The organism is Streptomyces sp. NRRL B-3229 (assembly GCF_000719505.1).
In the GTDB taxonomy this organism is placed as follows: Bacteria; Actinomycetota; Actinomycetes; order Streptomycetales; family Streptomycetaceae; genus Streptomyces; species Streptomyces griseorubiginosus.
Genome location: NZ_JOGP01000001.1, coordinates 569,591 through 595,384, shown reverse-complemented (window position 1 = coordinate 595,384; position 25,794 = coordinate 569,591). Strand labels below are relative to the sequence as shown.

The 25,794-nt window shown below is 71.8% G+C and carries 21 protein-coding genes and 1 pseudogene; 12 read left to right on the top strand and 10 right to left on the bottom strand.

Going from position 1 to position 25,794, the window contains the following annotated elements; translation table 11 throughout:
- The first annotated feature begins 18 nt into the window (after nt 1–18).
- Nucleotides 19–1,242, top strand: coding sequence for an arginine deiminase (locus tag IF54_RS0102590; RefSeq protein ID WP_030313992.1), 1,224 nt, complete (start codon nt 19–21; stop codon nt 1,240–1,242).
- Nucleotides 1,243–1,335: 93 nt separating this feature from the next.
- Nucleotides 1,336–2,343, top strand: a complete 1,008-nt coding sequence (gene argF, locus IF54_RS0102585; RefSeq protein ID WP_030313990.1) for an ornithine carbamoyltransferase — start codon at nt 1,336–1,338, stop codon at nt 2,341–2,343.
- Nucleotides 2,344–2,403: 60 nt separating this feature from the next.
- On the opposite strand, the gene IF54_RS0102580 is transcribed toward argF, so the two are convergent.
- Nucleotides 2,404–2,856, bottom strand: coding sequence for an ATP-binding protein (locus tag IF54_RS0102580; protein WP_030313988.1), 453 nt, complete (start codon nt 2,854–2,856; stop codon nt 2,404–2,406).
- Between the two features lie 256 nt (nt 2,857–3,112).
- Here IF54_RS0102580 and IF54_RS0102575 point away from each other — a divergent pair, with 256 nt between their 5' ends.
- Nucleotides 3,113–3,940, top strand: a complete 828-nt coding sequence (locus IF54_RS0102575; RefSeq protein ID WP_030313986.1) for an enoyl-CoA hydratase family protein — start codon at nt 3,113–3,115, stop codon at nt 3,938–3,940.
- On the top strand, nt 3,941–6,283 hold the full coding sequence (locus IF54_RS0102570; RefSeq protein ID WP_078851848.1) for a bifunctional salicylyl-CoA 5-hydroxylase/oxidoreductase: 2,343 nt from the start codon (nt 3,941–3,943) through the stop codon (nt 6,281–6,283).
- 37 nt (nt 6,284–6,320) lie between these two features.
- Here the strand turns inward: IF54_RS0102570 and IF54_RS0102565 are convergent, their stop codons facing one another.
- Together IF54_RS0102565 and IF54_RS0102560 are read right to left on the bottom strand one after the other, a co-directional pair.
- Nucleotides 6,321–7,133, bottom strand: coding sequence for a PaaX family transcriptional regulator C-terminal domain-containing protein (locus IF54_RS0102565; RefSeq protein ID WP_030313982.1), 813 nt, complete (start codon nt 7,131–7,133; stop codon nt 6,321–6,323).
- Nucleotides 7,134–7,148: 15 nt separating this feature from the next.
- Nucleotides 7,149–8,741, bottom strand: a complete 1,593-nt coding sequence (locus IF54_RS0102560; protein WP_030313980.1) for an AMP-binding protein — start codon at nt 8,739–8,741, stop codon at nt 7,149–7,151.
- Between the two features lie 164 nt (nt 8,742–8,905).
- Between IF54_RS0102560 and IF54_RS43190 the strand changes: the two genes are divergently transcribed.
- Nucleotides 8,906–10,318: an acyl-CoA dehydrogenase family protein gene (locus IF54_RS43190; protein ID WP_030313977.1), complete on the top strand. Its 1,413-nt coding sequence runs from the start codon at nt 8,906–8,908 to the stop codon at nt 10,316–10,318.
- Nucleotides 10,315–10,713 carry a RidA family protein gene (locus IF54_RS0102550; RefSeq protein ID WP_030313975.1) on the top strand — a complete coding sequence of 133 codons (399 nt, stop codon included), beginning with the start codon at nt 10,315–10,317 and terminating at the stop codon, nt 10,711–10,713. Before IF54_RS43190 ends, IF54_RS0102550 begins: the two co-directional genes overlap by 4 nt.
- 43 nt (nt 10,714–10,756) lie before the next feature.
- Here the strand turns inward: IF54_RS0102550 and IF54_RS0102545 are convergent, their stop codons facing one another.
- Nucleotides 10,757–10,951, bottom strand: coding sequence for a DUF5999 family protein (locus tag IF54_RS0102545; protein WP_030313973.1), 195 nt, complete (start codon nt 10,949–10,951; stop codon nt 10,757–10,759).
- Between the two features lie 240 nt (nt 10,952–11,191).
- Between IF54_RS0102545 and IF54_RS0102540 the strand changes: the two genes are divergently transcribed.
- Nucleotides 11,192–11,617: a DUF6299 family protein gene (locus tag IF54_RS0102540; protein ID WP_030313971.1), complete on the top strand. Its 426-nt coding sequence runs from the start codon at nt 11,192–11,194 to the stop codon at nt 11,615–11,617.
- A 498-nt stretch (nt 11,618–12,115) separates the two neighbouring features.
- Nucleotides 12,116–12,817, top strand: a complete 702-nt coding sequence (locus IF54_RS0102535; RefSeq protein ID WP_030313970.1) for a M24 family metallopeptidase — start codon at nt 12,116–12,118, stop codon at nt 12,815–12,817.
- A gap of 17 nt (nt 12,818–12,834) precedes the next feature.
- Here the strand turns inward: IF54_RS0102535 and IF54_RS0102530 are convergent, their stop codons facing one another.
- Entirely contained in the window at nt 12,835–13,230 is a 396-nt protein-coding gene (locus tag IF54_RS0102530; protein WP_030313968.1) for a TOBE domain-containing protein, read from the bottom strand.
- Between the two features lie 144 nt (nt 13,231–13,374).
- Here IF54_RS0102530 and IF54_RS0102525 point away from each other — a divergent pair, with 144 nt between their 5' ends.
- The 4 genes and pseudogenes from IF54_RS0102525 (at nt 13,375) to IF54_RS0102510 (ending at nt 18,497) form a co-directional block, all read left to right on the top strand.
- Nucleotides 13,375–14,052 carry a class I SAM-dependent methyltransferase gene (locus IF54_RS0102525; protein WP_030313966.1) on the top strand — a complete coding sequence of 226 codons (678 nt, stop codon included), beginning with the start codon at nt 13,375–13,377 and terminating at the stop codon, nt 14,050–14,052.
- 126 nt (nt 14,053–14,178) lie between these two features.
- The gene (locus tag IF54_RS0102520; protein WP_051735296.1) at nt 14,179–14,727 is read left to right on the top strand and encodes an AMIN-like domain-containing (lipo)protein; all 549 of its coding nucleotides are present in this window, start codon (nt 14,179–14,181) and stop codon (nt 14,725–14,727) included.
- A gap of 209 nt (nt 14,728–14,936) precedes the next feature.
- A pseudogene (locus IF54_RS0102515) lies at nt 14,937–15,179 on the top strand (transporter); the annotation flags it as partial.
- A 201-nt stretch (nt 15,180–15,380) separates the two neighbouring features.
- The gene (locus tag IF54_RS0102510; protein ID WP_234438901.1) at nt 15,381–18,497 is read left to right on the top strand and encodes an AfsR/SARP family transcriptional regulator; all 3,117 of its coding nucleotides are present in this window, start codon (nt 15,381–15,383) and stop codon (nt 18,495–18,497) included.
- Here IF54_RS0102510 and IF54_RS0102505 read toward each other — a convergent pair.
- The 5 genes from IF54_RS0102505 to IF54_RS40420 all read right to left on the bottom strand — a co-directional run bounded on the left by IF54_RS0102505 (nt 18,463) and on the right by IF54_RS40420 (nt 25,771).
- Complete coding sequence (locus IF54_RS0102505) at nt 18,463–21,387, bottom strand: AfsR/SARP family transcriptional regulator (protein ID WP_051735310.1); 2,925 nt, start codon at nt 21,385–21,387, stop codon at nt 18,463–18,465. The two genes, IF54_RS0102510 and IF54_RS0102505, sit on opposite strands and share 35 nt — an antisense overlap.
- Nucleotides 21,388–21,459: 72 nt before the next feature.
- The gene (locus tag IF54_RS0102500; RefSeq protein ID WP_030313954.1) at nt 21,460–22,731 is read right to left on the bottom strand and encodes a methylaspartate mutase; all 1,272 of its coding nucleotides are present in this window, start codon (nt 22,729–22,731) and stop codon (nt 21,460–21,462) included.
- Nucleotides 22,731–23,159 carry a cobalamin B12-binding domain-containing protein gene (locus IF54_RS39365; protein ID WP_063754919.1) on the bottom strand — a complete coding sequence of 143 codons (429 nt, stop codon included), beginning with the start codon at nt 23,157–23,159 and terminating at the stop codon, nt 22,731–22,733. Before IF54_RS39365 ends, IF54_RS0102500 begins: the two co-directional genes overlap by 1 nt.
- A gap of 35 nt (nt 23,160–23,194) precedes the next feature.
- The gene (locus tag IF54_RS0102490; protein ID WP_030313950.1) at nt 23,195–24,469 is read right to left on the bottom strand and encodes a histidinol-phosphate transaminase; all 1,275 of its coding nucleotides are present in this window, start codon (nt 24,467–24,469) and stop codon (nt 23,195–23,197) included.
- A gap of 27 nt (nt 24,470–24,496) precedes the next feature.
- Complete coding sequence (locus IF54_RS40420; protein ID WP_051735294.1) at nt 24,497–25,771, bottom strand: ATP-grasp domain-containing protein; 1,275 nt, start codon at nt 25,769–25,771, stop codon at nt 24,497–24,499.
- Nucleotides 25,772–25,794: the final 23 nt, after the last annotated feature.

The window sequence follows — 25,794 nt, the reverse complement described above, 5'->3', positions numbered from 1 at the left end:
GTTGGTCAGGATGGAGGCATGGGATTCCATGTCGACTCCGAGGCCGGGCGGCTCAGCCGCGTCATCCTGCACCGGCCGGATCTCGAGCTCAAAAGGCTCACCCCCAGCAACAAGGACCAGCTGCTCTTCGACGACGTGCTGTGGGTGCGCCGGGCGCGCGCCGAGCACGACGGGTTCGCCGATGTGCTGCGCGACCGCGGGGTCGCCGTGCACCTCTTCGGTGACCTGCTCACCGAGGCCCTGGAGGCCCCGGCAGCCCGCGCCCTCGTCCTCGACCGTGTCTTCGACGAGAAGGAGTACGGCCCGCTCGCCACCGACCACCTCCGTGCCGCCTTCGAGACCCTGCCCGCCACGGAGCTGGCGGAGGCGCTGGTCGGCGGCATGACCAAGCGGGAGTTCCTGGAGACCCACGCGGAGCCGACCTCCGTGCGCTTTCACGTCATGGACCTCGACGACTTCCTCCTCGCCCCGCTGCCCAACCACCTGTTCACCCGCGACACCTCGGCCTGGATCTACGACGGCGTCTCCGTCAACGCCATGAAGTGGCCCGCCCGGCAGCGCGAGACGGTCCACTTCGAGGCGATCTACCGCCACCACCCGCTCTTCCGCGACGAGACCTTCCACCTCTGGTCCGAGGGGCAGGCCGACTACCCGTCCACCATCGAGGGCGGGGACGTCCTGGTCATCGGCAACGGCGCCGTCCTCATCGGGATGAGCGAGCGGACCACGCCCCAGGCCGTCGAGATGCTCGCGCACAAGCTCTTCGCGGAGGGCTCCGCGCAGACCATCGTGGCCCTCGACATGCCGAAGCGGCGGGCCTTCATGCACCTCGACACCGTGATGACGATGGTCGACGGCGACACCTTCACCCAGTACGCGGGCCTCGGCATGCTGCGCTCGTACACCATCGAACCGGGCGCCGGCGACAAGGAGCTCAAGGTCACCGACCACCCGCCGGAGCACATGCACCGCGCGATCGCCGCCGCGCTCGGCCTGGACGCGATCCGGGTCCTGACCGCCACCCAGGACGTGCACGCCGCCGAGCGCGAGCAGTGGGACGACGGCTGCAACGTCCTTGCCGTGGAGCCGGGCGTCGTCATCGCCTACGAGCGCAACGCCACCACCAACACCCACCTGCGCAAACAGGGCATCGAGGTGATCGAGATCCCGGGCAGCGAGCTGGGCCGGGGCAGGGGCGGGCCGCGCTGCATGAGCTGCCCCGTGGAGAGGGCGGCCGTGTAAGGGGGCCCCACTGCACGGAAGGGCTCACTGTATAGAAATGCTGAATATCGTATAGACTTCCAGAGTCCTGTTCTCGTCCCTCGGAGCGTCCCCATGGCGACCGTCCCCACCGCCCTCGCCGGGCGCCACTTCCTCAAGGAGCTCGACTTCACGGCCGAGGAGTTCCTCGGTCTGGTCGCGCTGGCCGCCGAGCTGAAGGCCGCCAAGAAGGCCGGGACCGAGACGCGCCGACTGAGCGGGAAGAACATCGCGCTCATCTTCGAGAAGACCTCCACGCGCACGCGGTGCGCGTTCGAGGTCGCCGCCGCGGACCAGGGTGCGTCCACGACGTACCTGGACCCGTCCGGCTCGCAGATCGGGCACAAGGAGTCCGTGCGGGACACCGCGCGCGTGCTCGGTCGTATGTACGACGGCATCGAGTACCGCGGGGACAGCCAGCGGAAGGTCGAGGAGCTCGCCGCGTACGCCGGGGTGCCGGTGTACAACGGGCTCACCGACGACTGGCACCCCACGCAGATGCTGGCCGACGTGCTGACCATGACCGAGCACACCGCCAAGCCGGTGCGGGAGATCGCTTTCGCCTACCTCGGTGACGCGCGGTTCAACATGGGCAACTCCTACCTGGTCACCGGCGCGCTGCTCGGCATGGACGTGCGGATCGTCGCTCCCAAGACCTACTGGCCCGCGCAGGACGTCGTCGACCGGGCCCGCGCGCTCGCCGTGGACAGCGGGGCGCGGATCACCCTCACCGAGTCGCTGGAGGAGGGCGTCCTCGGGGCGGACTTCGTGGCCACCGACGTCTGGGTGTCCATGGGGGAGCCCAAGGAGGTCTGGAACGAGCGGATCTCCGCGCTCGCGCCCTACGCGGTGACCATGGAGGTGCTGCGGGCCACGGGGAACGCGGACGTGAAGTTCCTGCACTGCCTCCCGGCCTTCCACGACCTCGGCACGAAGGTGGGCCAGGAGATCTTCGAGACCCACGGCCTGGAGTCCCTGGAGGTCACGGACGAGGTCTTCGAGTCGGCGCACTCGGTGGTCTTCGACGAGGCGGAGAACCGTCTGCACACGATCAAGGCGGTCCTGGTGGCGACCCTGGCCTAGGCCGGCCGGTGGGGCCGGTGGCCGGTGGCCGGTCGCGCGGTCACCCCTGGGCGGGCTCGGTCACAGCGGGTTCCACTGATGGGGCACCACCGCCAGCCGGAACCACACCGCCTTGCCGGTCTCGGTCGGGCGGTGGCCGCAGGACGAGCTGAGCGCCCTGATCAGCAGCAGGCCGCGGCCGTGTTCCTGCCAGGGGTCCGGGTCCCTGACGTCCGGCTGGGTCAGATGGCCCGGCGGGGCCGGGTCCGGGTCGTGCACCTCCACCTGGCAGCCCGTGGGCAGCAGCTCGACCACGAGCTCTATGGGCGTGTCCCCGGCCGTGTGCTCCACGGCGTTCGCCACCAGCTCGGCCGTCAGCAGCTCCGCGGTGTCGCAGTCCGCCCCGTGCTCCAGCTCGGTCAGCGCGGTGCGGACCAGGGCGCGCGCCACGGGCACGGCAGCGGCGGAATGCGGCAGCGCGATGCGCCAGGAGGCGGAGGCGGAGGGGCGATCTTGCAAGGCGGGTCCGTTCATGAGCAGGCTGTCCTGCTTTCAACCGTATGAATGGTACGGCGCCGCGAGCAGGGTCGTCCGGCGGGCACCGTACGGGACCTTCGGCCCCGTCGGCAGGCGGCTTACCCGTAGCAACGGCTTGCCTCGCGCGACCGATCCCACTGTTACCGCTCTATGCACGAGCGGTGACATCTCTATATTGCCCTCGTGACGACAGTCACGAATAAGTGATAACTTCGACACGTGTCCGCGCCACCGTCCGAGGAGGCCGCACGTCATGAGTCCCTTCACCGGTTCCGCCGCCCGCACCCCCGACTGGCGGCACCTGCGCGTCGAGCTGGCGGACGGGGTCGCCACGGTCACCCTCGCCCGCCCCGAGAAACTCAACGCGCTCACCTTCGGCGCCTACGCCGACCTGCGCGATCTCCTCGCCGAACTGGCCCGCGAGCGGTCCGTCCGGGCGCTGGTCCTGGCAGGTGAGGGCCGCGGCTTCTGCTCCGGCGGCGATGTCGACGAGATCATCGGCGCCACCCTCGCCATGGACACCGCCCAGCTCCTCGACTTCAACCGGATGACCGGCCAGGTGGTGCGGGCCGTGCGGGAGTGCCCGTTCCCGGTGATCGCGGCGGTGCACGGCGTGGCGGCGGGCGCGGGGGCCGTCCTGGCGCTGGCCGCCGACTTCCGGGTGGCCGACCCGACCGCCCGGTTCGCGTTCCTGTTCACCAGGGTCGGCCTGTCCGGCGGCGACATGGGCGCGGCCTATCTGCTGCCCAGAGTGGTCGGGCTGGGACACGCGACCCGGCTCCTGATGCTGGGTGAGCCCGTCCGGGCACCGGAGGCCGAGCGCATCGGCCTGATCAGCGAACTGACGGAGGAGGGCCGGGCCGAAGAGGCCGCGCAGACGCTGGCCCGCCGCCTGGCCGAGGGCCCGGCACTGGCGTACGCCCAGACGAAGGCCCTGCTCACAGCCGAGCTGGACATGCCGCTGGCGGCTTCGGTGGAACTGGACGCATCAACCCAGGCCCTCCTGATGAACGGCGAGGACTACGCGGAGTTCCACTCGGCTTTCAAGGAGAAGCGCCCTCCCAAGTGGAAGGGGCGGTAAGTGTCCCCACGTTCGGGGGCGCGGGGAACTGCGCGACCAGCCCCCACGCACCCGCAGCCGCCGAACAAGCGAGGCCACCCCCTACGAGTAGCGATCATCGGCGGCGGCCCCGGCGGCCTGTACGCGGCCGCGTTGCTGAAACGCCTGGATCCCGCCCGAGAAGTGACCGTCTGGGAACGCAACGCCCCCGACGACACCTTCGGCTTCGGCGTGGTCCTCTCCGACGAGACCCTCGGCGGCATAGAACACGCGGACCCTCGCGTCTACGAGGCCCTCCAGCACCACTTCACCCGCTGGGATGACATAGACATCGTCCACAGAGGGACCCGCCATACCTCCGGCGGCCACGGCTTCGCCGCGCTGGGCCGCAGACGCCTCCTGGAGATCCTCCACGACCGCTGCCGGACCCTCGGCGTCGACCTCCGCTTCCGTACCCCCGCCCCGCCCGGCCTCGCGGACACGCACGACCTCGTCATCGCCGCCGACGGAGTCAACAGCACCACACGTGGGGCCCACGCCCATGTGTTCCGCCCCCATGTGACCCCGCACCACTGCCGCTACATCTGGCTCGCCGCAGACTTCCCTTTCGACGCCTTCCGTTTCGAGATCGCCGAGACCGAGTACGGCGTGATGCAGCTGCACGGCTACCCGTACGCGCCCGACGCCTCCACCGTGATCATCGAGATGCGCGAGGAGGTCTGGAGGGCCGCCGGCTTCGACGAGGCCACGCCCCAGGAGTCCACGGAGACCTGCGCCAAGATCTTCGAGGAAGCCCTCCGCGGCCGTTCCCTGCGCTCCAACAAGTCCACCTGGACCACCTTCCGCACGGTGGTCAACGAGCACTGGTCCCACGGCAATGTCGTCCTCCTCGGCGACGCGGCCCACACCGCCCACTTCTCCATCGGCTCCGGCACCAAGCTCGCCGTCGAGGACGCCCTCGCCCTCGCCGCCTGTCTGGAGGAACAGCCCTCGGTGGAAAGGGCGTTGGCGGCCTACGAGGCCGAGCGCAAACCCGTCGTCGCCTCCACGCAGCGGGCCGCCCTCGCCAGCCTGGAGTGGTTCGAGAACCTCGCCCTGTACCTCGACCAGCCGCCCCGCCAGTTCGCCTTCAACCTGCTCACCCGCAGCCGCCGTGTCACCCACGACAACCTGCGGCTGCGCGACGCCCGCTTCACCGCCGCCGTGGAGCGCGAGTTCGGCTGCGAGCCCGGTACACCCCCGATGTTCACCCCGTTCCGGCTGCGCGGACTGATCCTGCACAACCGGGTCGTCGTGTCCCCGATGGACATGTACTCCGCCACGGACGGCCTGCCCGGCGACTTCCACCTGGTCCACCTCGGCGCCCGGGCGCTGGGCGGCGCCGGACTGGTGATGACCGAGATGGTGTGCGTCTCGCCCGAAGGCCGGATCACCCCCGGCTGTACCGGCCTCTACGACGGCGCTCAGACCGAGGCCTGGAAACGGATCACCGACTTCGTGCACGCGCGGTCGCCCGGCACCGCGATCGGCGTGCAACTCGGCCACAGCGGTCGCAAGGGATCGACCAAGCTGATGTGGGAGGGCATCGACGAACCGCTGCCGGAGGGCAACTGGCCCGTCGTGGGCCCGTCCCCTATCCCGTACAGGGCCGGCAACCAGACCCCGCGCGAACTCACCCGCACCCAACTCGCCGAGATCCGCGAGCAGTTCACGGCGGCTGCCCGCCGTGCCGACCGCTCCGGCTTCGACCTGCTCGAACTGCACTGCGCGCACGGCTACTTGCTCTCCAGCTTCCTGTCCCCGCTGACCAACCGCCGCACCGACGGGTACGGCGGCTCGCTCGCCGGACGCCTCCGCTTCCCGCTGGAGGTCTTCGACGCCGTCAGGGAGGTGTGGCCGCGGGAACGGCCCATGACCGTCCGGATCTCCGCCACCGACTGGGCCGAGGGCGGCAACACGGCCGAGGACGCCGTGGAGATCGCCCGCGCCTTCGCCGCGCACGGCGTCGACGCGATCGACGTGTCCACCGGGCAGGTCGTGGCCGAGGAGCGACCGGAGTACGGGCGCTCCTACCAGACGCCCTACGCCGACCGGATCCGCCACGAGATCGGCGTCCCCGTGATCGCGGTCGGCGCGATCTCCTCGTGGGACGACGTCAACTCGCTGATCCTGGCCGGGCGTACGGACCTGTGCGCGCTGGCCCGCCCGCACCTCTACGACCCGCACTGGACGCTGCACGCGGCCGCCGAACAGGGCTACGACGGCCCGGGTGCCGTCTGGCCCGACCCGTACCGCGCGGGCAGCCGGCGCCCGCAGACCGGGCGCACGGACGCTCCCAAGCCCCGGCTCACCCTGGGCACTTGAGAGACATCCTTGGGACCCGTGGTGCGGCCGGCAGGGATCACAGCCCCGCGAACGCGGCCCCCGCGTCCCGCAGCCGTTCGTGCAGCCCGCGGAAGACCGCCGCCGCCCGCTCGCCCGGCCAGTCCGCCGGGAGCAGCGGGGCGGGCAGGCCGGGGTCGGCGTAGGGGAGGTGGCGCCAGGAGTCGAGGGCGAGGAGGTAGTCGCGATAGGCCTCCTCGGGCGGGGTGTCGGCCCGCTCCTCCCAGGCGTGCAGCACCCGCTCGTGGCGGTCCAGGAACGCCTCGTGCTCCTTGGCGATCTCGGCCAGGTCCCACCAGCGGGCGACGGCCTCCGCGGTCGCCGCGAAACCGAGGTGCTCGCCGCGGAAGAAGTCGACGTACGGTTCCAGGCGCAGCCGCTGGAGGGTGTGCCGGGCCTCCTCGTACAGCCGCGCCGGGGCGATCCACACCCCGGGGGCCGCCGTGCCGAAGCCGATTCCGGCCAGGCGTGAGCGCAGCACGTGCCGCTTCTGCCGCTCCGACTCCGGCACCGAGAACACGGCGAGGACCCAGCCCTCGTCCTCGGGGGGCCGTACGGCGTAGATGCGCCGGTCGCCGTCGTCGAGCAGCTGCCGGGCGTCCGGGGAGAGCTCGTAGCCGGCCGCGCGCTGTGCGGTACGGGCCGGAAGCAGCAGCCCCCGGCGCTTGAGCCGCGACACCGAGGACCGTACGGAAGGGGCGTCCACGCCGACCGCGGCGAGCAGCCGGATCAGTTCGGCGACGGGCACGGGGCCCGGGACGAAGCGGCCGTAGGCGCCATAGAGCGTGACGATGAGAGACCGTGGTGCATGCTGGTCGGACACGTTGATCATCTTAGGTCGTGTGGATCACTGCTGGTCACCATCGGTGCGCAGCCGGAACCGCTGGAGTTTCCCGGTCGCCGTGCGCGGCAGCGCGTCCATGAAGACGATCTCGCGCGGGCATTTGTAGGGCGCCAGTTCGGCCTTGACGAACGTGCGCAGCGCCTCGGCGTCCCGCTCCGCGCCCTCTTTGAGGACGACGTACGCCACGACCACCTGACCGCGCGCCTCGTCGGGCTGCCCCACCACGGCCGCCTCCACCAGGTCCGGATGCCGCAGGAGCGCGTCCTCGACCTCCGGTCCCGCGATGTTGTACCCAGCCGAGATGATCATGTCGTCCGCGCGCGCCACATAGCGGAAGTACCCATTGTTCTCCCGGATGTATGTGTCCCCGGTGATGTTCCAGCCGTCCCGCACGTACTCGCGCTGCCGTGGATCGGCGAGGTAGCGGCAGCCCACGGGACCGCGCACGGCGAGCAGGCCGGGCTCCCCGTCGGGCCGCTCCCGGCCCGTCTCGTCGACCACGCGCGCGTGCCAGCCGGGCACGGGCACCCCGGTCGTCCCGGGCCGGATGTGCTCGTCGGCCGCGGAGATGAAGATGTGCAGCAGCTCGGTGGCGCCGATGCCGTTGACGATCTCCAGCCCGGTCCGCTCCCGCCAGGCCCGCCAGGTGGCCGCGGGCAGGTTCTCGCCCGCGGAGACACAGCGACGCAGGGACGAGACGTCGTACGCGTCCAGCTCGTCCAGCATCGCGCGGTAGGCGGTCGGGGCGGTGAAGAGCACGGAGACCCGGTGCTCTGCGACGGCCGGCAACAGCTGCTTGGGGCCCGCCTGTTCCATGAGTAGGGAGCTGGCGCCCGCGCGCATCGGGAAGATCACCAGGCCGCCGAGCCCGAAGGTGAAACCGAGCGGGGGACTGCCGGCGAAGACATCGCCCACATGGGGGCGCAGCACATGCTTGGAGAAGGTGTCGGCTATCGCGAGCACATCCCGGTGGAAGTGCATACAGCCCTTGGGCCGTCCGGTGGTCCCCGAGGTGAAGGCGATCAGCGCCACGTCGTCGGCCGCCGTCTCCACGGGGCTGTACGGCGTGCCGGGCGCCTCGCGGTTCAGGAGGTCGTCGGGGGTGTCGCCGCCGTACGTCGTGATCCTGAGGCCCGGTACCTCGGCCTTGGCGAGGTCGTCGACGGCGCGTATGTCGCACAGGGCGTGCTCGATGCGGGCGATCTCGCACATGGTGGCCAGCTCGTGCGGCCGCTGCTGGGCCAGCACGGTCACGGCGACCGCGCCCGCCTTCAGGACCGCCAGCCAGCAGGCCGCGAGCCAGGGCGTGGTCGGGCCACGCAGCAGGACGCGGTTGCCGGGGACGATCCCGAGGTCCCCGGTGAGGAGGTGTGCGAGCCGGTCCACGCGGGCGCGCAGTGTGCCGTACGTCCATGTGGGCCCGGAGGGGGTGTGGAAGACCGGGTGGTCGTCGGGCTGGCCTGTCAGCAGTTCGGCGGCGCAGTTCAGCCGAACGGGGTAGCGCAGCTCCGGCAGGTCGAAGCGGAGTTCCGGCCACTGGTCGGGGGGCGGGAGGTGGTCGCGCGCGAAGGTGTCGACGTGGGCCGAGACGTTCATGGCGGGTCGCCCCCTGCCTTGTGGGCTGCGTGGCCGAGTGGGCCGCGGCGGGCTCTGCTTTGTGGGCGTCGATGCCGGCTCGCACAAGGAGCGTATCGTGTTGGTGACGACAGTCAACGGCGCGCGATATTGTCGTAGGGCCCTGTCGAGAGAGGGGACCGGCAATGCCCGCATTCTCGCTCGAACCGTCCCAGACCGCCCGCTGCGCGGAGCTGCGCGCCCTCGCCGAGGAGCGGCTGCGCCCGCTCGCGGAGAAGGGCGAGCCCGGCCGGGTGAACCGGCCGCTGGTCGCGGAACTGGGCCGACTCGGCCTGCTGGAGCGGCTGTTCACCTCCGGTGCGCTGGATCTGTGTCTGATGCGGGAGTCCCTGGCCCAGGCCTGCACGGAGGCCGAGACCGCCCTCGCCCTCCAGGGCCTGGGCGCCCACCCCGTCCACGCCCACGGCACCCCGGCCCAGCGGGAACGCTGGCTGCCGGCGGTGAGCGAGGGCAGCGCAGTGGCCGCGTTCGCACTGAGCGAGCCGGGGGCGGGGTCGGACGCAGCGGCGTTGGGGTTGCGGGCGGAGGGGGAGCCGGGCGGGTCGGTCGGGACGCCGGGAGTGCGGGCGAAGGGGGAGCCGGGCGGGTCGGTCGGGACGCCGGGAGCGCGGGCGGAGGGGGAGCCGGGCGGGCGGGGGGCGGCGGAGGGGTCGGGTGCGGCGCTGTGGGAGCAGGCGTCGGCTGACTCGGAGGCGCCTGGGTCGCGGGCGGAGCGGGAATCGGCCTGGCAGGGTGCGCCGGGGTCGCGGGCGGGACGGACCCCGGCCTCGTCGGCCGATCCGGCGGCTCAGCCGGTCGCCGTTTCCGACGGCGCCTCCCGTTGGCGGCTCACCGGTGAGAAGTGCTGGATCTCCAACGCCCCCGAGGCCGACTTCTACACCGTCTTCGCCCGGACCACGCCCGGTGCCGGTGCCCGGGGCGTGACCGCATTCCTCGTGCCCGCCGACCGGCCGGGGCTCACCGGCACCGCCCTCGACATGCTCTCCCCGCACCCCATCGGCGCCCTCGCCTTCGACGCGGTACCGGTGAGCGCCGCCGACGTCCTGGGCGAGGTCGACCGGGGGTTCCGGGTCGCGATGGACACGCTCAACCTCTTCCGGCCCAGCGTCGGCGCCTTCGCCGTCGGCATGGCACAGGCGGCGCTGGACGCGACCCTCGCGCACACCGCCCGACGGGACGCTTTCGGCGGCAAGTTGAGGGACCTTCAGAGCGTCGCGCACACCGTCGCCGAGATGGCCCTGCGCACGGACGCGGCCCGCCTGATGGTGTACGCGGCGGCGACGGCGTACGACGAAGACGCCCCGGACGTGCCCAAGCGGGCGGCGATGGCGAAGCTGCTCGCGACCGAGACCGCGCAGTACGTCGTGGACACCGCGGTCCAACTGCACGGCGCCCGCGCCCTCCAGCGCGGTCATCTGCTGGAGCACCTGTACCGGGAGGTACGCGCCCCGCGCATCTACGAAGGGGCGAGCGAGGTCCAACGGGGCATCATCGCCAAGGAGTTGTACGCGTTGTACGCGAACCAGGAGGCCGTGTGAGCGCCGAGCGCATCAACCCGCCCGAGCTGTCCCCGCCCACCGGCTTCTCGCACGCGGTCGTGGCCACCGGGTCACGGGTGGTCTTCCTGGCGGGGCAGACGGCCCTGGACGCCGACGGCAAGGTGGTGGGGGAGACCCTGCCCGAGCAGTTCGAGCGCGCGCTCGCGAATCTGCTGACCGCGCTGAGGGCGGCGGGCGGAACCCCGGCGGACCTCGCCCGGGTCACCGTCTACGCCACCGACATCGCCGACTACCGGGCCCATGTCCGTGAACTGGGCAGCATATGGCGGGAGTTGGCAGGCCGGGATTACCCGGCCATGGCGGTCGTGGAGGTCGTACGGCTCTGGGACGACCAGGCGGCGGTGGAGCTCGACGGGTTCGCGGTACTGCCCTAGCCTCGCGGGGCCGACCGGAGATCCGCGCGGCTCGGGAACCGGATCAGGCGGCGACGGTCAGGAGGTCGACCTGTACCCGGTGCGGAGCGACGACCCGGCCGTCGGGCAGCAGCTCGCCGGTGTCGTCGAAGACGATCGCCCCGTTGCACAGCAGGTTCCAGCCCTGCTCGGGGTGGGCGGCGACGACGTGCGGGACGGTGCTGTCGGACGCAGAGCACGAGGACCGGTGAGAGCACATGGCGCACCTCCACATTGGTGGGACCGCCTCTATGGGGTCCGTATCCGTATGTGTAGACCATGCTCCCGCCGCGAACTCATCGGAACGGCCCGACGTGAAGCGTGACAACACGCGGACAACTCTCGGACCGTTCCACGACGCTCGATGCGGACTCGCCACCGAAGGAGTGACGATCACGCTGGTGGGCGCGTGTTGCCGGTAGCAGTGGAGGACCGTTCCATTCGACCGGGAGGTATCCCCATGTCCGTCCGTCCCGCTCTCGCCGCCGCGGGTGCCGCGCTGTTCCTGCTCGTGGCCCCCGCGCTGCCCGCGCACGCCGACCCGTACGAGACCGTCACCGTCGACCCCGTGGGCCGTATCGCCGCGGACGGCACCGTCACGCTCTCCGGCACCTACCGCTGCGCCGGCGGCACGGGCCCCGTGTTCGTCAGCTCCTCTGTGGGGCAGCGCTCCCCGTCGGTCCGGCAGGGCATCGGCGGCACCCGCGCGGTGTGCGACGGCGTCGAGCACGTCTGGGAGAACACGGGCAAGCCCACGCCGGGCTCCCTCGAACCGGGCGAGGCCCACGTGGAGGCCACCGTCATGGAGCTGAGCCCCCAGGGCGGCCTGCCTATGCCGCGCTTCCACGCGACCGGGCAGCAGGACATCACCCTGACGAAGAGCTGAGCGGCGGCCGGGCTCGACGGTGAGGGCCGGCCGGCCCGGCCCGGCCCCGGCAGTCAGAGCCGTCCAGCCGCGCTCACCGCACGAGTCTGATCTCCGGAGGCCACAGCACACCGTCGGCCAACAGCAGTGCGGGGCCCAGGTGTTGAGGACACACGACCAGTGGGGGCCGGGCATGGCAGGAGATCTCGAATCGGGCCCGGGCCCCGCACTCCTCCCCGTCGCGCGGCCCGGCGTGCCGACTGGCGCACCGCAGGACGGGCGTGGCGTCCGCGGCGGTCACGAGGCACCTGCCGGTATGTCCGAGGCGCGTCCGAGGGCAGCCTTGGTCATGGTCTCCTCCTCCGAGCGAGCCGACGGCCGGGCTCGGGCTGGTCCGTAAGGTCCCGCCCACCCGGCCGGGTCCGTACCGGTCCCGGCCACCCGGCCCGCCTCCACGCTAGGAACTCACGGCCGGGACCGCCTCGCCCGGACGGCCGTTCGGGTGATTATCGTCGTCCCATGGCGGACCCCACGGCGGATGACGAACCCACACGCGCGGCCAGACTGCTGGACGCCCAGGCGAAGGCCGAGCGGCTCTTCGCGGAGATCGGGGCGCGCGGGCTGATCGCGCCGGGTGCGGGGGAGCGGGAGGTCAGCGACCGCGTCCGGGACCTGGCGAACGAACTGTTCGGCACCACCCGGCACTGGCACAAGCGGGTCGTGCGATCGGGACCGAACACCCTCAAGCCGTACCGGGAGAACCCGCCGGACCGGGTGATCGGCGCGGACGACATCGTCTTCGCCGACTTCGGCCCGGTCTTCGAGGAGTACGAGGCCGACTTCGGCCGCACCTTCGTGCTCGGCGACGACCCGGACAAGCACCGCCTCCGCGCCGACCTGCCGCGGATCTTCGCCGCGGGCCGGAGCTTCTTCGAGGCCGACCCGGACATCACCGGCGCCCGCCTGTACGCCGAGGTGGCGCGGCTGGCCGCCGAGTCCTTCTGGGAGCTGGGCGGTTGGCACGCCGGTCACCTGGTCGGTGAGTTCCCGCACGAGTGGATCGACGGCGCCGACGTGGAGTCGTACATCGCCCCCGCCAACGACACCCCGTTGCGCCGCACGGACAAGGCGGGACGCCGTTGCCACTGGATCCTGGAGATCCATCTCATCGACGCCGAGCGGGAGTTCGGCGGCTTCCACGAGGAACTGCTCACGCTCTGAGCTCGCTTCGGCCCCGGTCAGGAGCGGTCGATGTGCACGTTCGTGGACTTCACGCGGGCGGTCGCCTCCACACCGACCTCCAGGCCGAGTTCCTCCACGGCCTCCCGCGTCAGCAGGGAGACCAACCGGTGCGGGCCGGCCTGGATCTCGACCTGCGCCGCGACGTCGCCGAGCTTCACGGCGGTGACGATGCCGGGGAAGGCGTTGCGGACGGAGGTGTGGGAGATCTCCTCGTCGCCGCCGTCGCCCTTGGCGAGCTCCACGGAGAAGGCGGCCAGGTCCTTTCCGTCGATGAGGCGACGCCCGCCCTCGTCCCGATGTGTGGGAACCCGCCCGGCGTCCGCCCACCGCCGCGCGGTGTCAGGACTCACGCCGAGCAGCCGTGCGGCCTGGCCGATCGTGTAGGACTGCATAGGCGCCAAGATAGGCGATCCACAGCGACGAGCCGTGCGTGAGCCGGATCCCCGAGGCACCGGATCGCCGGAGCGCCGGGGCAGGTTTTGCCGGAACGGCAACACCGCTGGCCCGGCCGGGACACGAGGGGCGACGGTGAGCCCATGACTCGCGACAACGCAGGAACGACCACCCCAAGGACCCCCTCGCCCGCCGACGGATACGCCGGAGACCCCGCCGTACGGGCGGAGTGGGACGACCGCTACGCCGACCGGGCGCAGCTGTGGAGCGGCCGTCCCAACGGCGCCCTGGTGGCCGAGGTCGCCGGGCTCACGCCCGGGCGGGTGCTCGACGTCGGCTGCGGCGAGGGCGCCGATGCCGTCTGGCTCGCGCGTGGCGGCTGGGACGTGACCGCGCTGGAGGTCTCGGGCGTGGCGCTGGAGCGAGCCGCGGGGCACGCGCGCGACGCCGGCGTCACCGTGCGCTGGGTGCACGCCGAACTCGCGGAGGCGGGACTCCCGCCCGGCTCCTTCGACCTGGTCTCCGCGCAGTACCCGGCCCTGCCGCGCACCCCCGACACCGCGAACGAGCGGGCGCTGCTCGGGGCGGTCGCACCCGGTGGCGTGCTGCTGCTCGTCCACCACGCGGGGATGGACACCGGGCACCCCCACGACAGCGAGTTCGACCCGGCAGCGTACGTCTGGCCCGCGATGGTCGCGGCCCTGCTCGACGACGACTGGGAGCTGGAGGTGGACGAGCAGCGCCCCCGCGTGGCCCCCGACGGCGGAGCCGGCGCACACCACACCGACGACGTGGTGCTGCGAGCCCGCCGACTGCGCTGACAGCGCCCTGGCATTCGAGAGAAATGTCCGAAACTGGACCCTGGTCGCCTCCAACCGTTGCGCCTTCCCCCTTGTCTGACATGGCACGGATTCGCCGTGCACGCAGACAAGAGGGGATGCTCACAGATGAAAGCTTGGGCAACCGTGCTGGCAGCACTGACGCTGGTTCTGACGGGGGCGGGCACCACGTCGGCTGCCGCTGCCGCGCCACAGACCGAGGCCTGTCCGACAGGTTGGGGCAGCATCACGAAGGCGGCGCCCGGGTCGTTGGGGACGACCGGTTCCCTGGCGGATGTCAGGACCGGCGAACACGCCTGCTTCGACCGGATGGTGCTCGACATTCCGGGCATGACGACGGCCGACCCGGCGGGGTACTGGGTCCAGTACGTCCCCAGCTTCAGCCACCCCCCGTCCCAGACCGGCATCCCGGTCGCGGGAGGGGCGATCATCGAGATCGAGTTCACCGCGCCGGTCGACGACTCGCGGTACCACGTCAGGCTCGCCGATCCGCTGCCGGGACTCGACTTCCGCGGCTACCGGACCTTCCGGGACGCGAAGTTCGGAGGCCGCTACGACGGAGGGACCCACATCGGGCTCGGCGTCCGCGCCAAGCTGCCGTTCCGGGTGACGGTACTGCCCGACCGGCTGGTGGTGGACGTGGCACACACCTGGTAGCCGGGCGCGGCCGGAAGTCCCAGTGAACTCCCACGGGCAGGAGCCACTCTTTCGGCTCTGCACCGGGCACACGGGTGCGCTGTGGGCCAACGACCGTGGTTCGACAGCCGGGGCGCCGGGGGATCGGCGGTCGGCTTGCTGAGCTGCACCCCGTTTTGTGGAGTCGGCGGACTGTCCCGAGTGTGATGCTCCCCGCGGGCGGACAGATCGAACTCCACTCCCCGGCGACCGAGTTCGATCTGCCCCCCTTCGTCGTCGAGGTCGCGAACGAGGCCCCCCAGTGCCCCGAGCTCGAACGCCGCGGCGACACCCTCTTCGTCGTCCTGCGCGCGGCACGGTACCTGGCCGCGCCCGAGGAGTTCGACTTCGGCGAACTTCAGGTCGTCCTGGGCCCCGGCTTCGTCCTGACGGTCCGTCACGCCGACGCCCACGGCCTCTCCGCCGTACACCGCCCGGCACATGGCTCGTACCTGTCCGTGTCATGGCGTGTTCTGTGCGTCACTTGATCGGCACTGTTTCAGCACCCGCCCCGCCGTACGATCGACCGCCCGTCAAACGATCGTCGAAAGGCAAGAGCCCCCGGCATGGCCTACACAGCTCAAGATCAACAAACCGCGTCCCTGGCAGATCTGTCGTTCGAGGCTTTCGGTGTGATGACGGCTCGGCGCGGGGCCGAGCAGGTGCCTCTCGGTCCCCCACGGCACCGGGCCGTGCTGGGACTGCTGCTGATCCGGCTGGGCCAGGTGGTGCCCGCCGATCAGCTCGTCGACGAACTGTGGGGCGACAGCCTCCCCAGACGCCCGCAGGCCACCCTACAGACGTACCTGTCCCACCTGCGGCGGGTGCTGACGGGCCGGCACGGCCCGATCGCCCCGCTGCGCTACCAGGCCCCCGGGTACGTCTTGACGGTGGAGCCGGGCACGTTCGACCTGTCCCGGTTCGAGAGCCTTGTCTCGCGGGGGCAGCGCCATGTGGCCGACAGCCGACTCCAGGACGCCCGCGATGTGTTCGACCAGGCGCTGCGATTATGGAGGGCCGAGCCCTTCCTGGACCTCGCGGCCTACGCCCCGCTCGCGGAGGAGGCCGCGCGCCTGAGCCTCCTGCGGACCACCGCCGTCGCGGCCCACGCCGACACGCTGCTCGCGCTCGGCGAGGCCGGTGACGCCGTCGCGCTGCTGCGTCGCGAGGTGTCCCTCCAGCCCACCGACGAACGCCTGGTCGGCAGCCTCATGACGGGCCTGTACCGCCTGGGCCGGCAGGCCGAGGCGCTCCAGCTGTACGACCGGACGCGCGCCTACCTCTCCGAGGAACTCGGGGTCGCCCCGGCCCGCGAGCTCCAGCGCGTCCACCTCGCTCTGCTGCGCCACGAACTCGACGACCAGACGCCCGCCCCGGCCGCCGTCGAGACACGGGTGCGGCCCGGCGCCGGGGCCGAGCGGGAGGCGGGCGGGCCCGTGCCGCAGGACGGCGAAGCGGCCGTCCCCGAGTTCGGACAGCGGCCCCCGGCACCGGCGGCCTGGTCGGCCTTCCCCTGCCGCGACGACGCCCTCGACGCTCTGCGGTCGTCCATCACCGGCGCCCTGCGCGGCAGCGGGCACACCACCGCCGTCGTCGGTGAGGCGGGCGTCGGCAAGACCGAACTGGTGGCGCGGGCCACGGATCAGGCGCTGCCGCCGCACCCGCACGCGGAGGTGATCCGCGTCAACTGCCGCGGCAGCGAGGGGATGCCCGTCGGCTGGGTGTGGCAGCAGGTGCTGCGCCGGCTCGAAATCCTGTACGGGGTGTCCTTCGACGACCTGCGCAAGCAGCGCGCCGAACGGCATTCGATGACAACGCTGTCGGGAGACCCCTCGGACCAGATGGACTTCCTCGCCCAGGACGTGCTGTGCGAGGCGATCCTCCAGTGCGCCGACGACAGCCCGCTCCTGCTCGTCCTCGAAGACGTGCACCGGGCGGACCGGCTCACGCTCGACGTGCTGGGACTGTTCAGCAGCCGCACACAGGGGCGGCCCGTCAGCGTGGTGATCACGGTCCGTGAACCCGGTCTCGGCGCCGGGCCCGACACCGACGGCCCGCTCGTCGACCTCCTGGCCGACTCCCGCACCAAGGTCGTGCACCTGGACAACCTCACCGAGGACTACGTCCGGGCCGCGGTCACGGCCCAGGCGGGGCCCGGCGTCGACGCGTCCGTCGTACGGGCGCTGTACGAGCGCAGTGCCGGCAACCCGTACCTCCTCGACCAGTTGCTCGCCGACGCCGGCGGGGCGCGGCGCCTGCGCGACCCCCGTGCCGCCGACATCGTCCGCGCCGGGATCCCGACGGGCGTCCGTAGCATGCTGCGTCGGCGGTTCGCCGAGCTGCCCCCGCGCGTCCTGCACCTCCTCCAGTGCTGCGCCGTGCTCGGCGGCGAGGCGGGGCTGGCCTCGCTGACCGCCATGCTGGACGACGGCGGGGCCGGCCACGACGTCCTGGAAGAGGTCCTGGGTACCGGGCTCATGCGCCGCGACCCCGACGACCCGCACCGGCTCGTCTTCCGCTACGGCCTCATCCGCGATGTCCTCCTGGCGGAGCTGCGCTGCCAGGAGCGGGCGGCCCTGCACGCGCGCGCCGTCGGCGTGCTCGGCGCCCGCCACGGCGGCTCCCCCGAGGTGAGCGAGCAACTGGCCGAGCACGCCTGGCAGGCCGTGCTGGCCCTGCCGGCCGAGGACGTGCTTCCGCACCTCAGGCGCGCCGGCGAACAGGCCATCGGCGACGGCGACTACCGGCGCGCGCAGACCTGGTTCGAGCACGCGCACACCTTGCTCTGCGCCTCGCCCCGGGACGGTGACGCGGCATCCGAGCAGACGCTGGACCTGCGCGCCACGCTCCTCTACACGGCGACCATCACCCGCGGTTACGGTGATCGGCAGGTGGAGGCCGAGGCCGGGCGCATCCGGAAGCTGTCCGCCGCCACGGCGGGCCGGACCACCGAGGAGGGCGCCATGCTGCTGCGGCAGTTCGTGGCCGCACTGGTCACCGGCCGGCACATCGAGGGCGCCCGGCACCTGGAGCAGCTGCGCGTCCTCGCCGAGCGGTCCGGCGGCCCGGAGATCCGGTTCTACGAGCGGATCGCCCGCGGACTGCTCCAGTTGCCGAGCGAGACCGCCGACGCGCTCACCTCCCTGACCGAGGCGGAGCGAATGGCAGAGAAGCTGACCCCCGGACAGCGGGAGGGCATCCGCCGCTCCCAGCACGACCCGCGGTTCCTGGCCACGAACCATCGCGTCCTCACCCTGTGGCTGCTCGGCGCCACCGACGAGGCGCGGGCGCTGTGCGAGGAGCTGCTCGTGGCCACCGGCCGGGACGGCTCGCCGGTCGACCAGGCGAGCGCGTACTACTTCCACTCCCTGATAGCGGCCCTGGGCGAGGACCCCCACGGGGCGGCGGCCTCCAGCGGCCGGGGCCTGGACATCGCCCGCGCCCACGGGCTGAGCCACTGGACCGCGATGCTGCGGGTGTGCCAGAGCTGGGCGCTCCAGCAGAGCGGCGAGGCCGCCGCGCTCGACAGCCTGGAGTCGGCGATCGCCGAGCTGCGCGAGCGGCGGCTGCTCATCCGGTTGCCGCTCCACCTGGGCCTGCTGGCCCACGCCCAGCACAGCAGCGGGGCGGTCGAGGACGCCAGGCGGACGCTGCGGTCGTCGGCCGCGGAGGTCAGGTCCCGGGGGGAGTTCGCCTATGCGAGCCGCACTCTGCCGTTCACCCGGCTGTGTCCCCTGACGTCCGTTTCGTAGCGGCCGGGTCGCCGGCTCCTTCGCCTCTCAGCCGGGCGCGGGCCTGTCCGGCCTCGGGGTGGCGCAGTCCCTCGAGGATCCGCACCGCCTCCTGCCACAGGGGCAGGGCGGCGGCGCGGTTTCCCCGGGCCTCGTGGGTGTCTCCCATGTGCAGGAGGGTGTCGGCCTCCAGGTAGCGGTCGTTCATGTGCCGGTAGAGCTTCAGGGCGCGCTCGTAACAGCGGAGGGCTTTCTCGTGGTGGCCCAGGTGGTGGTGGGCGTAGCCGAGGCTGTCCCAGGCCGCGGCCTCGCCGGCGGTGTCGCCGCTCCCCTGGTGCAGCGCCACCGCCTGGGCGCACACGGCCACGGCCTGCTGGTAGGCGCCGTTCAGGATGTGGGTCCAACCCGTCTCGTTGAGGACGAGCGCCTGTCCGGTGAGGTTGCCGACCGCCCGGTACAGGTCGAGGGCCTGCGCGTAGTGGCGCAGGGCCGCGTCGTGGTCGTCGCGGGCGTTGGCCAGGAAGGCCAGCGACCGGTGTGTGCGGGCCTGGCCGCCCTGATCGCCGAGTCCGGTGAACAGGGCCATCGCTTCATGGAGTTCGGTGTGGGCCCGGTCGTCCTGGGCGAGGCGCCCGTACGCGAATCCCAGCGCCCGGCGGGCCTTGGCCTCGCGGCGCCGGTCCTGGAGCGCGAGGGCGGCGTCCACGGCGATGGACTGGATGTCGATCTGGTCCTGCCAGCGGCCCCTGCGGTCCAGGTACAGCTCCAGGGTCTGGGCCAGCAGCCAGGCGCGGTCCGGGTGGCCCGTGCTCCCGGCCCGCTCCACGGTGGCCAGCAGCACGGGCAGTTCCCGCTCCATCCAGGCGGCGGCCGAGGCCGGGTCGGTGAGGGGCTCCAGTTCGACGCCCGGTTCGGGGGGTGTGTCGGGGGCCGCGTCGATGCGGTCGGGGGTCAGCACGGTCGTGGCGGCGTGGGCGCCGTGGACGTAGTGGTCGAGCAGCCGCCGTACCGCTGCTGCGCGCGTGTCGGCGTCGTCGTGGCCCTGGAGCTGCTCGGACGCGTAGATCTTGAGCATGTCGTGGAAGGCGAAACGGTTCGGCAGCGGCCGGATCATCAGGTGGGCGTCGGCGAGCTTGGCCAGCAGCGTCGTGGTCCGGCGCGGCCGCAGCGCGGCCAGGCTCGCCGCGGCCGAGGCGGACAGGTCCGGTCCGGGGTGCAGGGACAGCAGCCGCAGGAGCCTGGCCGCCTCGGGGCCGAGGCCGTCGAGGGACCAGGAGAAGACGGTGCGCAGGTCGGTGTAGGGGTCGTCGTCGGCGAAGGCGTCGAGGCTGTCGTGGTCGGCCCGGAGTTCGGCGGCGATGGAGGCGAGGGAGAAGCCGGGCAGGGTGGCCGCGCGCGCCGCGATGACCGCGAGGGCGAGGGGCAGTCGGTGGCAGAACTCCACGATCGCGTCGACGGCCTCGGGTTCGGCGGTGGTCCGGTCCTGGCCCAGGTGGCGCGCGAGGACCTCACGGGACTCCACCTGGCTGAGCGGGCCGAGGATCAGGGGGGCGGCTCCGTGGGTGGCGACGAGGCCGCGCAGCTGGGTGCGGCTGGTGATGACGACGAGGCAGGTGCGGCTGCCCGGCAGCAGGGGGCGTACGTGCTGCGAGTCGCGCGCGTTGTCGAGGACGATCAGGACCCGGCGGTCCGCGAGGATGCTCCGGTAGAGGGCCATCTGGGAGTCGAGGTCGGCGGGCAGGCGGCGGGCGGAGACGCCGAGGGCGATGAGGAACGAGCGCAGGGCCTCGGCGGCGGTGACGCAGGGTCCGCTCGCGTCGAAGCCGCGGAGGTTGACGTAGAGCTGGCCGTCGGGGAACCGGGGCGCGAGGCGGTGGGCGAGGTGCACGGCGAGGGCCGTCTTGCCCACGCCGGCCATTCCCTCGATGGTGTTGATCACCGCAGAGGTGGTCGCGGAGGCTTCGTCGAGCTTGTCGAGGGCACTGGTGATCCGGGCCAGTTCGTCCCGGCGGCCGACAAAGGTGCGTAAGTCCAGCGGGAGTTGGGTGGGACGGACCGTGGCCGGCGCGTTCGGCGGCGCGGGGTTCTCCGCCGGCAGGGCTTCCCGGCGCTCGTCCTTCGGTGTCGCGGCCTGTTCCGAGCTGCGCAGCAGGCTCGCGTGGGCGAGGCGGAGCTCGCGGCCCGGATCGATGCCGAGCTCGTTCTTCAGCCGCAGGCTCATCTCCTGGAACAGGCCGAACGCCTCCGCCTGACGCCCCGTCCGGGCGAGCGCCTGGATCAGCCGGGCGTGCACCGCCTCGTCCATCGGGTACTGCGCGATCGCCCGGTGCAGCAGGGGCAGGACCGGGGCGGGTGTGCCCAGCGCCAGCATCAGGTCGGCGCCCTCGCGCAGGGCCGCCAGGTGTTCGCTGTCGACGGCGGAGAACAGGGGGTGCACCCGGATGTCCGGGGAGACTCCCTGCGCTGCTTCTCCGCCCCAGAGGGAGAGGGCCTGGATGTAGAGCTCGGCGGCGGCGCTCACCTCGCCGTCGTCGGCGGCGTCGCGGGCGCGGGCGAGAAGTTCACGGAAGCGCAGCAGGTCGAGGGTGGTGGCGTCGGCGTCGATCCCGTACCCCCCGGCGCGGCGCACCAGCAGGGCGCCCGGGGCGCGGGGCGGGAGGTCGGGCTCCAGCAGTTTCCGCAAGGAGCCGATGTGGCGGTGGACGACGTTCACGGCGCTGTTCGGAGGGTCGCCGTGCCACAGGACATCGACGATCTGGCTCAGGCCGACGGTCTGTCCGGCGTGCAGCAGGAGCAACGCCAGCAAGGCGCGCTGTTTCGGTGGTCCGAGGGGTAACTCGGCGCCTCTCCGCCACACTTTGACCGACCCCAGGACCGCGAACCGCACGTGATGATCCCGGTCTTCACTCATCTTCACTGGTCCCGGTAGGAGGATCTTGAACGCTCCAACCCTAGTTCGCGATCTTCCTCGCCGTACGGCCCGTCAACGAGGGTGGCTGGTCCGGGACGGGTGGTCGTAGCGCCGTTCGTTGTAACTGAGCATGTCGAGGAGGCCCCGGGCGGTGAGCCGCTGCCGGTTCCTGGCCAGATCGCGTGCCCGGGGAATCGGCACTCCTGCGGGGTCGGCCCAGGTGAGCCGGCCACGGTCGTCGATGCGGGCCCGGCAGCGGTTCGCGTTGTCCTGGTGCAGGCAGAACGGGATGTCGAGGTGCCCGAGGGTGAACGCGCGGACGAGCGCCTTTCCGACATCGCTGCCGAGGGTCAGCGTGTGCGTGATGATCGCCTGGGCCTCCTCGTAGATACCGGAGTCCGGAATTCCGGCGGGTTCGGCCACCGCCTCCCGCTCGGCTGCCCTCGCGGCGCGTTCCAGGGCATCGACGTTCTCCGTGATCGACGGGATCCTGCTGGCCTCCACCGCGGTCTTGACGATCAGCCGCTCGGTCCCGGATCTGGCGGCGAGCCTCGCACTCGCTTCGAGCAGCCCGTACGCCCCCTGTCGGCTGCGGGGATAAACCCCCATGTACGTGTACAGGACGGCGTGCCAGTCGGTGTCTCCGAGCCATTCCTTCGCCAGGGCGCGCAGGGCGTGGATCGCCTCGATGTCCTGTTGCTGATTCGTCTGCTGGGCGTAGCTGACGGAAATGTCCCGCAGTCCGTGTTCGCGGAAGAACAAGCCTTCCAGAATGCTCAGGGAGATCAGCAGGCTCGGCGGGCACAACTGTCCGAGCATGCAGCCGCCGAAACTCTCCAGATGCACCGGTTCGCTGATTCCCGCGAGCATCTCGCAGCATTCCGCCCAGGCGTCGACGGCTTGCGCCAGGGGGACGCGGCTGTACGGCAGACAGTAGGAGACGGGGCCGCCTTCGGTGGCGTCGGCGCCGGCCGCCACCAGTTGCTCGAACAACTCGCGGGGCAACGCCGAGCCGTGCCTCACCTGCACCGGGAAGTCGTCGCCCGCGACCCCGGCGAGCACCTCGCGGGTCACCGCCGCGCCGTGGGCCACCAGCGGGAACCCGTTGAGGTCCGCGCCCTTCTCCAGGGCGAGAAGGGCCGAGGCGTGATCGTTCACCCGTGTGTAGCTGTCGACGGTGATGGTGCCCACCGTGGCCGCGTCGACGTTCCTGACCGCATCGAGTCCCGCGCGCATCTGCTCGACCGTGCCGAACCCCATGCGCGGCTGGACGACCAGTTTCCCTTCGCTCGACGCCCGCCGGACGAACCGGGTGAAGCGTCCGGGTCCGGTAGGAGGTGCCATCAGGTACTCCGGATTTCCGTAGCGGCGACGCGTTCCGGCGCGGGCGTGCCCAGTCCGAGGCAGTCGAGGAACCGGTCGAGATCGGCGTCCGCCTCGAACACCGCGTCGAAGCCGTTCGCGACCAGTTCCGCCCGGGACCCCGCGTGCCGGGAACCGTGGACGCCGAGCTTCCCGCCGATGACGACTTTCATGAGGGCAAGCCCCGAATGCCCGCGAATCTTTCTGATCAGCCGTAGGCCCTCGATATGGCCGTGCCCGTTGACCGTGCTGATGACCAAGGCGTCCGGGCGGATTCTGAGGCATTCGGACATGACCAGTTCGTCCGGAGTGCACGCGCCGAGGTTGACCACCTGTCCGCCGTTCTCCTCAAGCAATAACTGGAGAAAAACGAGGTTCCACATGTGGGAATCCGACGAAACACTGGTCACGACGAATGTCCTTCCGTCTCCACGGGAAACAGAATTCACGGGCGGTTCGTCTCGGCCGCTGCCAGGAACGCGTCATTGTCCTCCGCGGTTCCTGTCGTCACGCGCACGCCGTCACCCGGATAGGGGCGTACGTCGACTCCGGCCGACGCGCACGCGGCGGCGAACTCCTGGGCACGAGCGCCGAGCGGCAGCCAGAGGAAGTTCGCCTCCGAGGGCGGCACGTCGAATCCCAGGGCGAGCAGCGCGGCGCGGACGCGGTCCCGTTCGGCGGCCGTGTCCTGGACGCGGCCGAGGAGCTCCTTCTCAGCCGCCAGCGACGCGAGGGCGGCGGCCTGGGCGACGTCGCTGACGCTCAACGGCATGACCATGCGCTGGACGCGGGAGATCAGGCCGGGCTCCGCGAGCAGGTAGCCGACGCGCAGGCCGGCGAGGCCGTACGCCTTGGAGAAGGTGCGGGCGACGATCAGGTTCGGCCACGAGGTGAGCAGGCGGGCACCGAGGCCGGGGTCCCGCGCGTATTCGCAGTACGCCTCGTCGAGCACGACCAGGCACGTGCGCGGGACGGCGTCGAGGAACCGCAGGAGGTCGGCCTCGCCCGACGCGGTGCCGGTGGGGTTGTTGGGGTTGCAGAGCAGCACCAGGCGGGTGTGCTCGTCGACCGCCGCGGCCAGGGCGTCGAGGTCGTGCCCGTCCTCGGCCAGCGGGACGCGTACCGTGCGGAATCCGGCGAGGTCCGCGAGCACCTCGTAGCCGTCGAAGGACGGCCACGAGTAGGCGACGGCTGCTCCCGGTTCGGCGGTCACCGTGAGCAGTGCCTGGAGGAGCGTGATCGATCCGGCGCCCACCGCGACGCGGTCCGGGGAGAGGTCGTAGTGCCGGGCGAGTGCGGCGCGCAGTGCTCCGCAGGCCGGGTCGGGGTACCGGTTGGCCTCGGCGGCGGCGCGGGTGATCGCGTCCAGCACGGACTCGGGGGGCTGGAACGGGGTTTCGTTGCGGGCGAGTTGGTGGGCGGGGGAGGGGCGGTCGGGGTGGCAGCCGTCCCCGTCGCCGAGCAGCCGGGCGAGCCCGGCGTCCTGGGGAGCTCTCCCTCCGGTGCGCCTCTCCAGGAACTCGGCGATGTCCGCCAGCGTCCTGAGGCCGAACAGGTCCTCGTCGGCGATGGTGACGCCGAGACGCTGGCTGAGCGCCAGGGAGAGTTCGAAGGTGGCGAGGGAGTCCAGGCCCGCGTCCTCGCGGCTCGCGTCCGGGGACACCTGGTCGGCCTCCACCTCCAGATCCTCGATCATGATCGTCTTCAAGAGTTCGTACACGGGTCCTCCGGTCCTGTCGCCGGGCCGCTATGCGTCGGCCGGCTTCCTTCGGGGCGTCTTCCAGCGCTCGGGCACCGCGTTGGTCCGGTGCTCCCAGACGACGTTGTCGTCCCACCACTCCTCGATCCGCCGCAGCTCCGCCCCGGTGTCCGGCTCGGTGAGCCGGAAGACCATCTCGGCGACGGGCCGGCCGAGTCCGGGGCGGCTGTCGTAGCGGCGTCCGACGTCGCCGCAGGGCCGGTAGCTCACCGTCCCCGGCAGCGGGCATGTGTCGGGCAGCGCGCGCAGGACTCCGTCGGCCGACGGGAACCAGACGAAGCCGAGCCGTTCGCCGGTCGGGTGGATCTCGACCTGCTCACCTCGTCCGGCCTGGCCGAGCAGGCTCGCGCCGTAGAAGTTCATGCCCAGCACGGCTTCGTGGACGTCGGTGACGAGGGCCGCGCCCGCCCGGGAGGCGATCTCGCAGACGACCAGGCGGTCGTCGGCGGTGTGGAACAGTTCGAGGTGGAAGGCGCACAGGTCGGGTACGGCGGGCAGCGCGGTCACGACCTGCCGCGCGGTGCTGCGCAGCCGCTCGGACAGGGGGTGCTCGTCGGGCATCATCCCCGTCATGGTCGGGGCGTCGTAGGCGACCGAGAACCAGTCGGAGTACAGGTTGCGGGAGGGCACCGCCAGCACCACCTCGCCGTCCTTCATGAGGCCGTTGACGTGGTAGAAGTCGCCCTCGACCCAGGCTTCGGCCAGCCGGGGGGTTCCGGTGGCACGCTCCGGGAGGGCGCGCAGGTCCTCTTCGTCCATCAGGACCACGGTGCCGTTCGACGCGCCTGAGTCGAGTTCCTTGACGACGACCGGGAAGCCGACCTTCCACGTGAACTCGGCGAGTTCGTCGTTGGTCCGGAACCTGCGCATGGGGGCGACGTCGATGCCCGCCGCCGCCAGGGTCGACTTCATGACGTGCTTGTCCCGGTACGCCGTGGCCGAGGCGATGCTCTGGCCGGGCAGGCCGAGTTCGGCCCGCATGCGTGCCGCGCGCAGCACCTCGCGCTCGCCGAGCGAGAGGATCCGGCGTACGCCGAACCGCCGGGCGAGGTCCAGGAGTTCGTCGTCCGGCAGCTCCCAGAGGTTGGGCACCACCTCCAGGTGGAGGAAGCGCTGTGCGTACGCGGCGATGTCGGCGGAGGGGATGTCCGCTCTCGTGGTCACCACGACCAGCTCCCGCTCGGCGTCCGGGAACCACTCGTGCAGGCGCGAGACGATCTCCTTGGTGTTCAGCAGGAGGAACGGCCCCTGTTCGGCCTTCATGTGCGTCCTTCGATCAGTCGTCG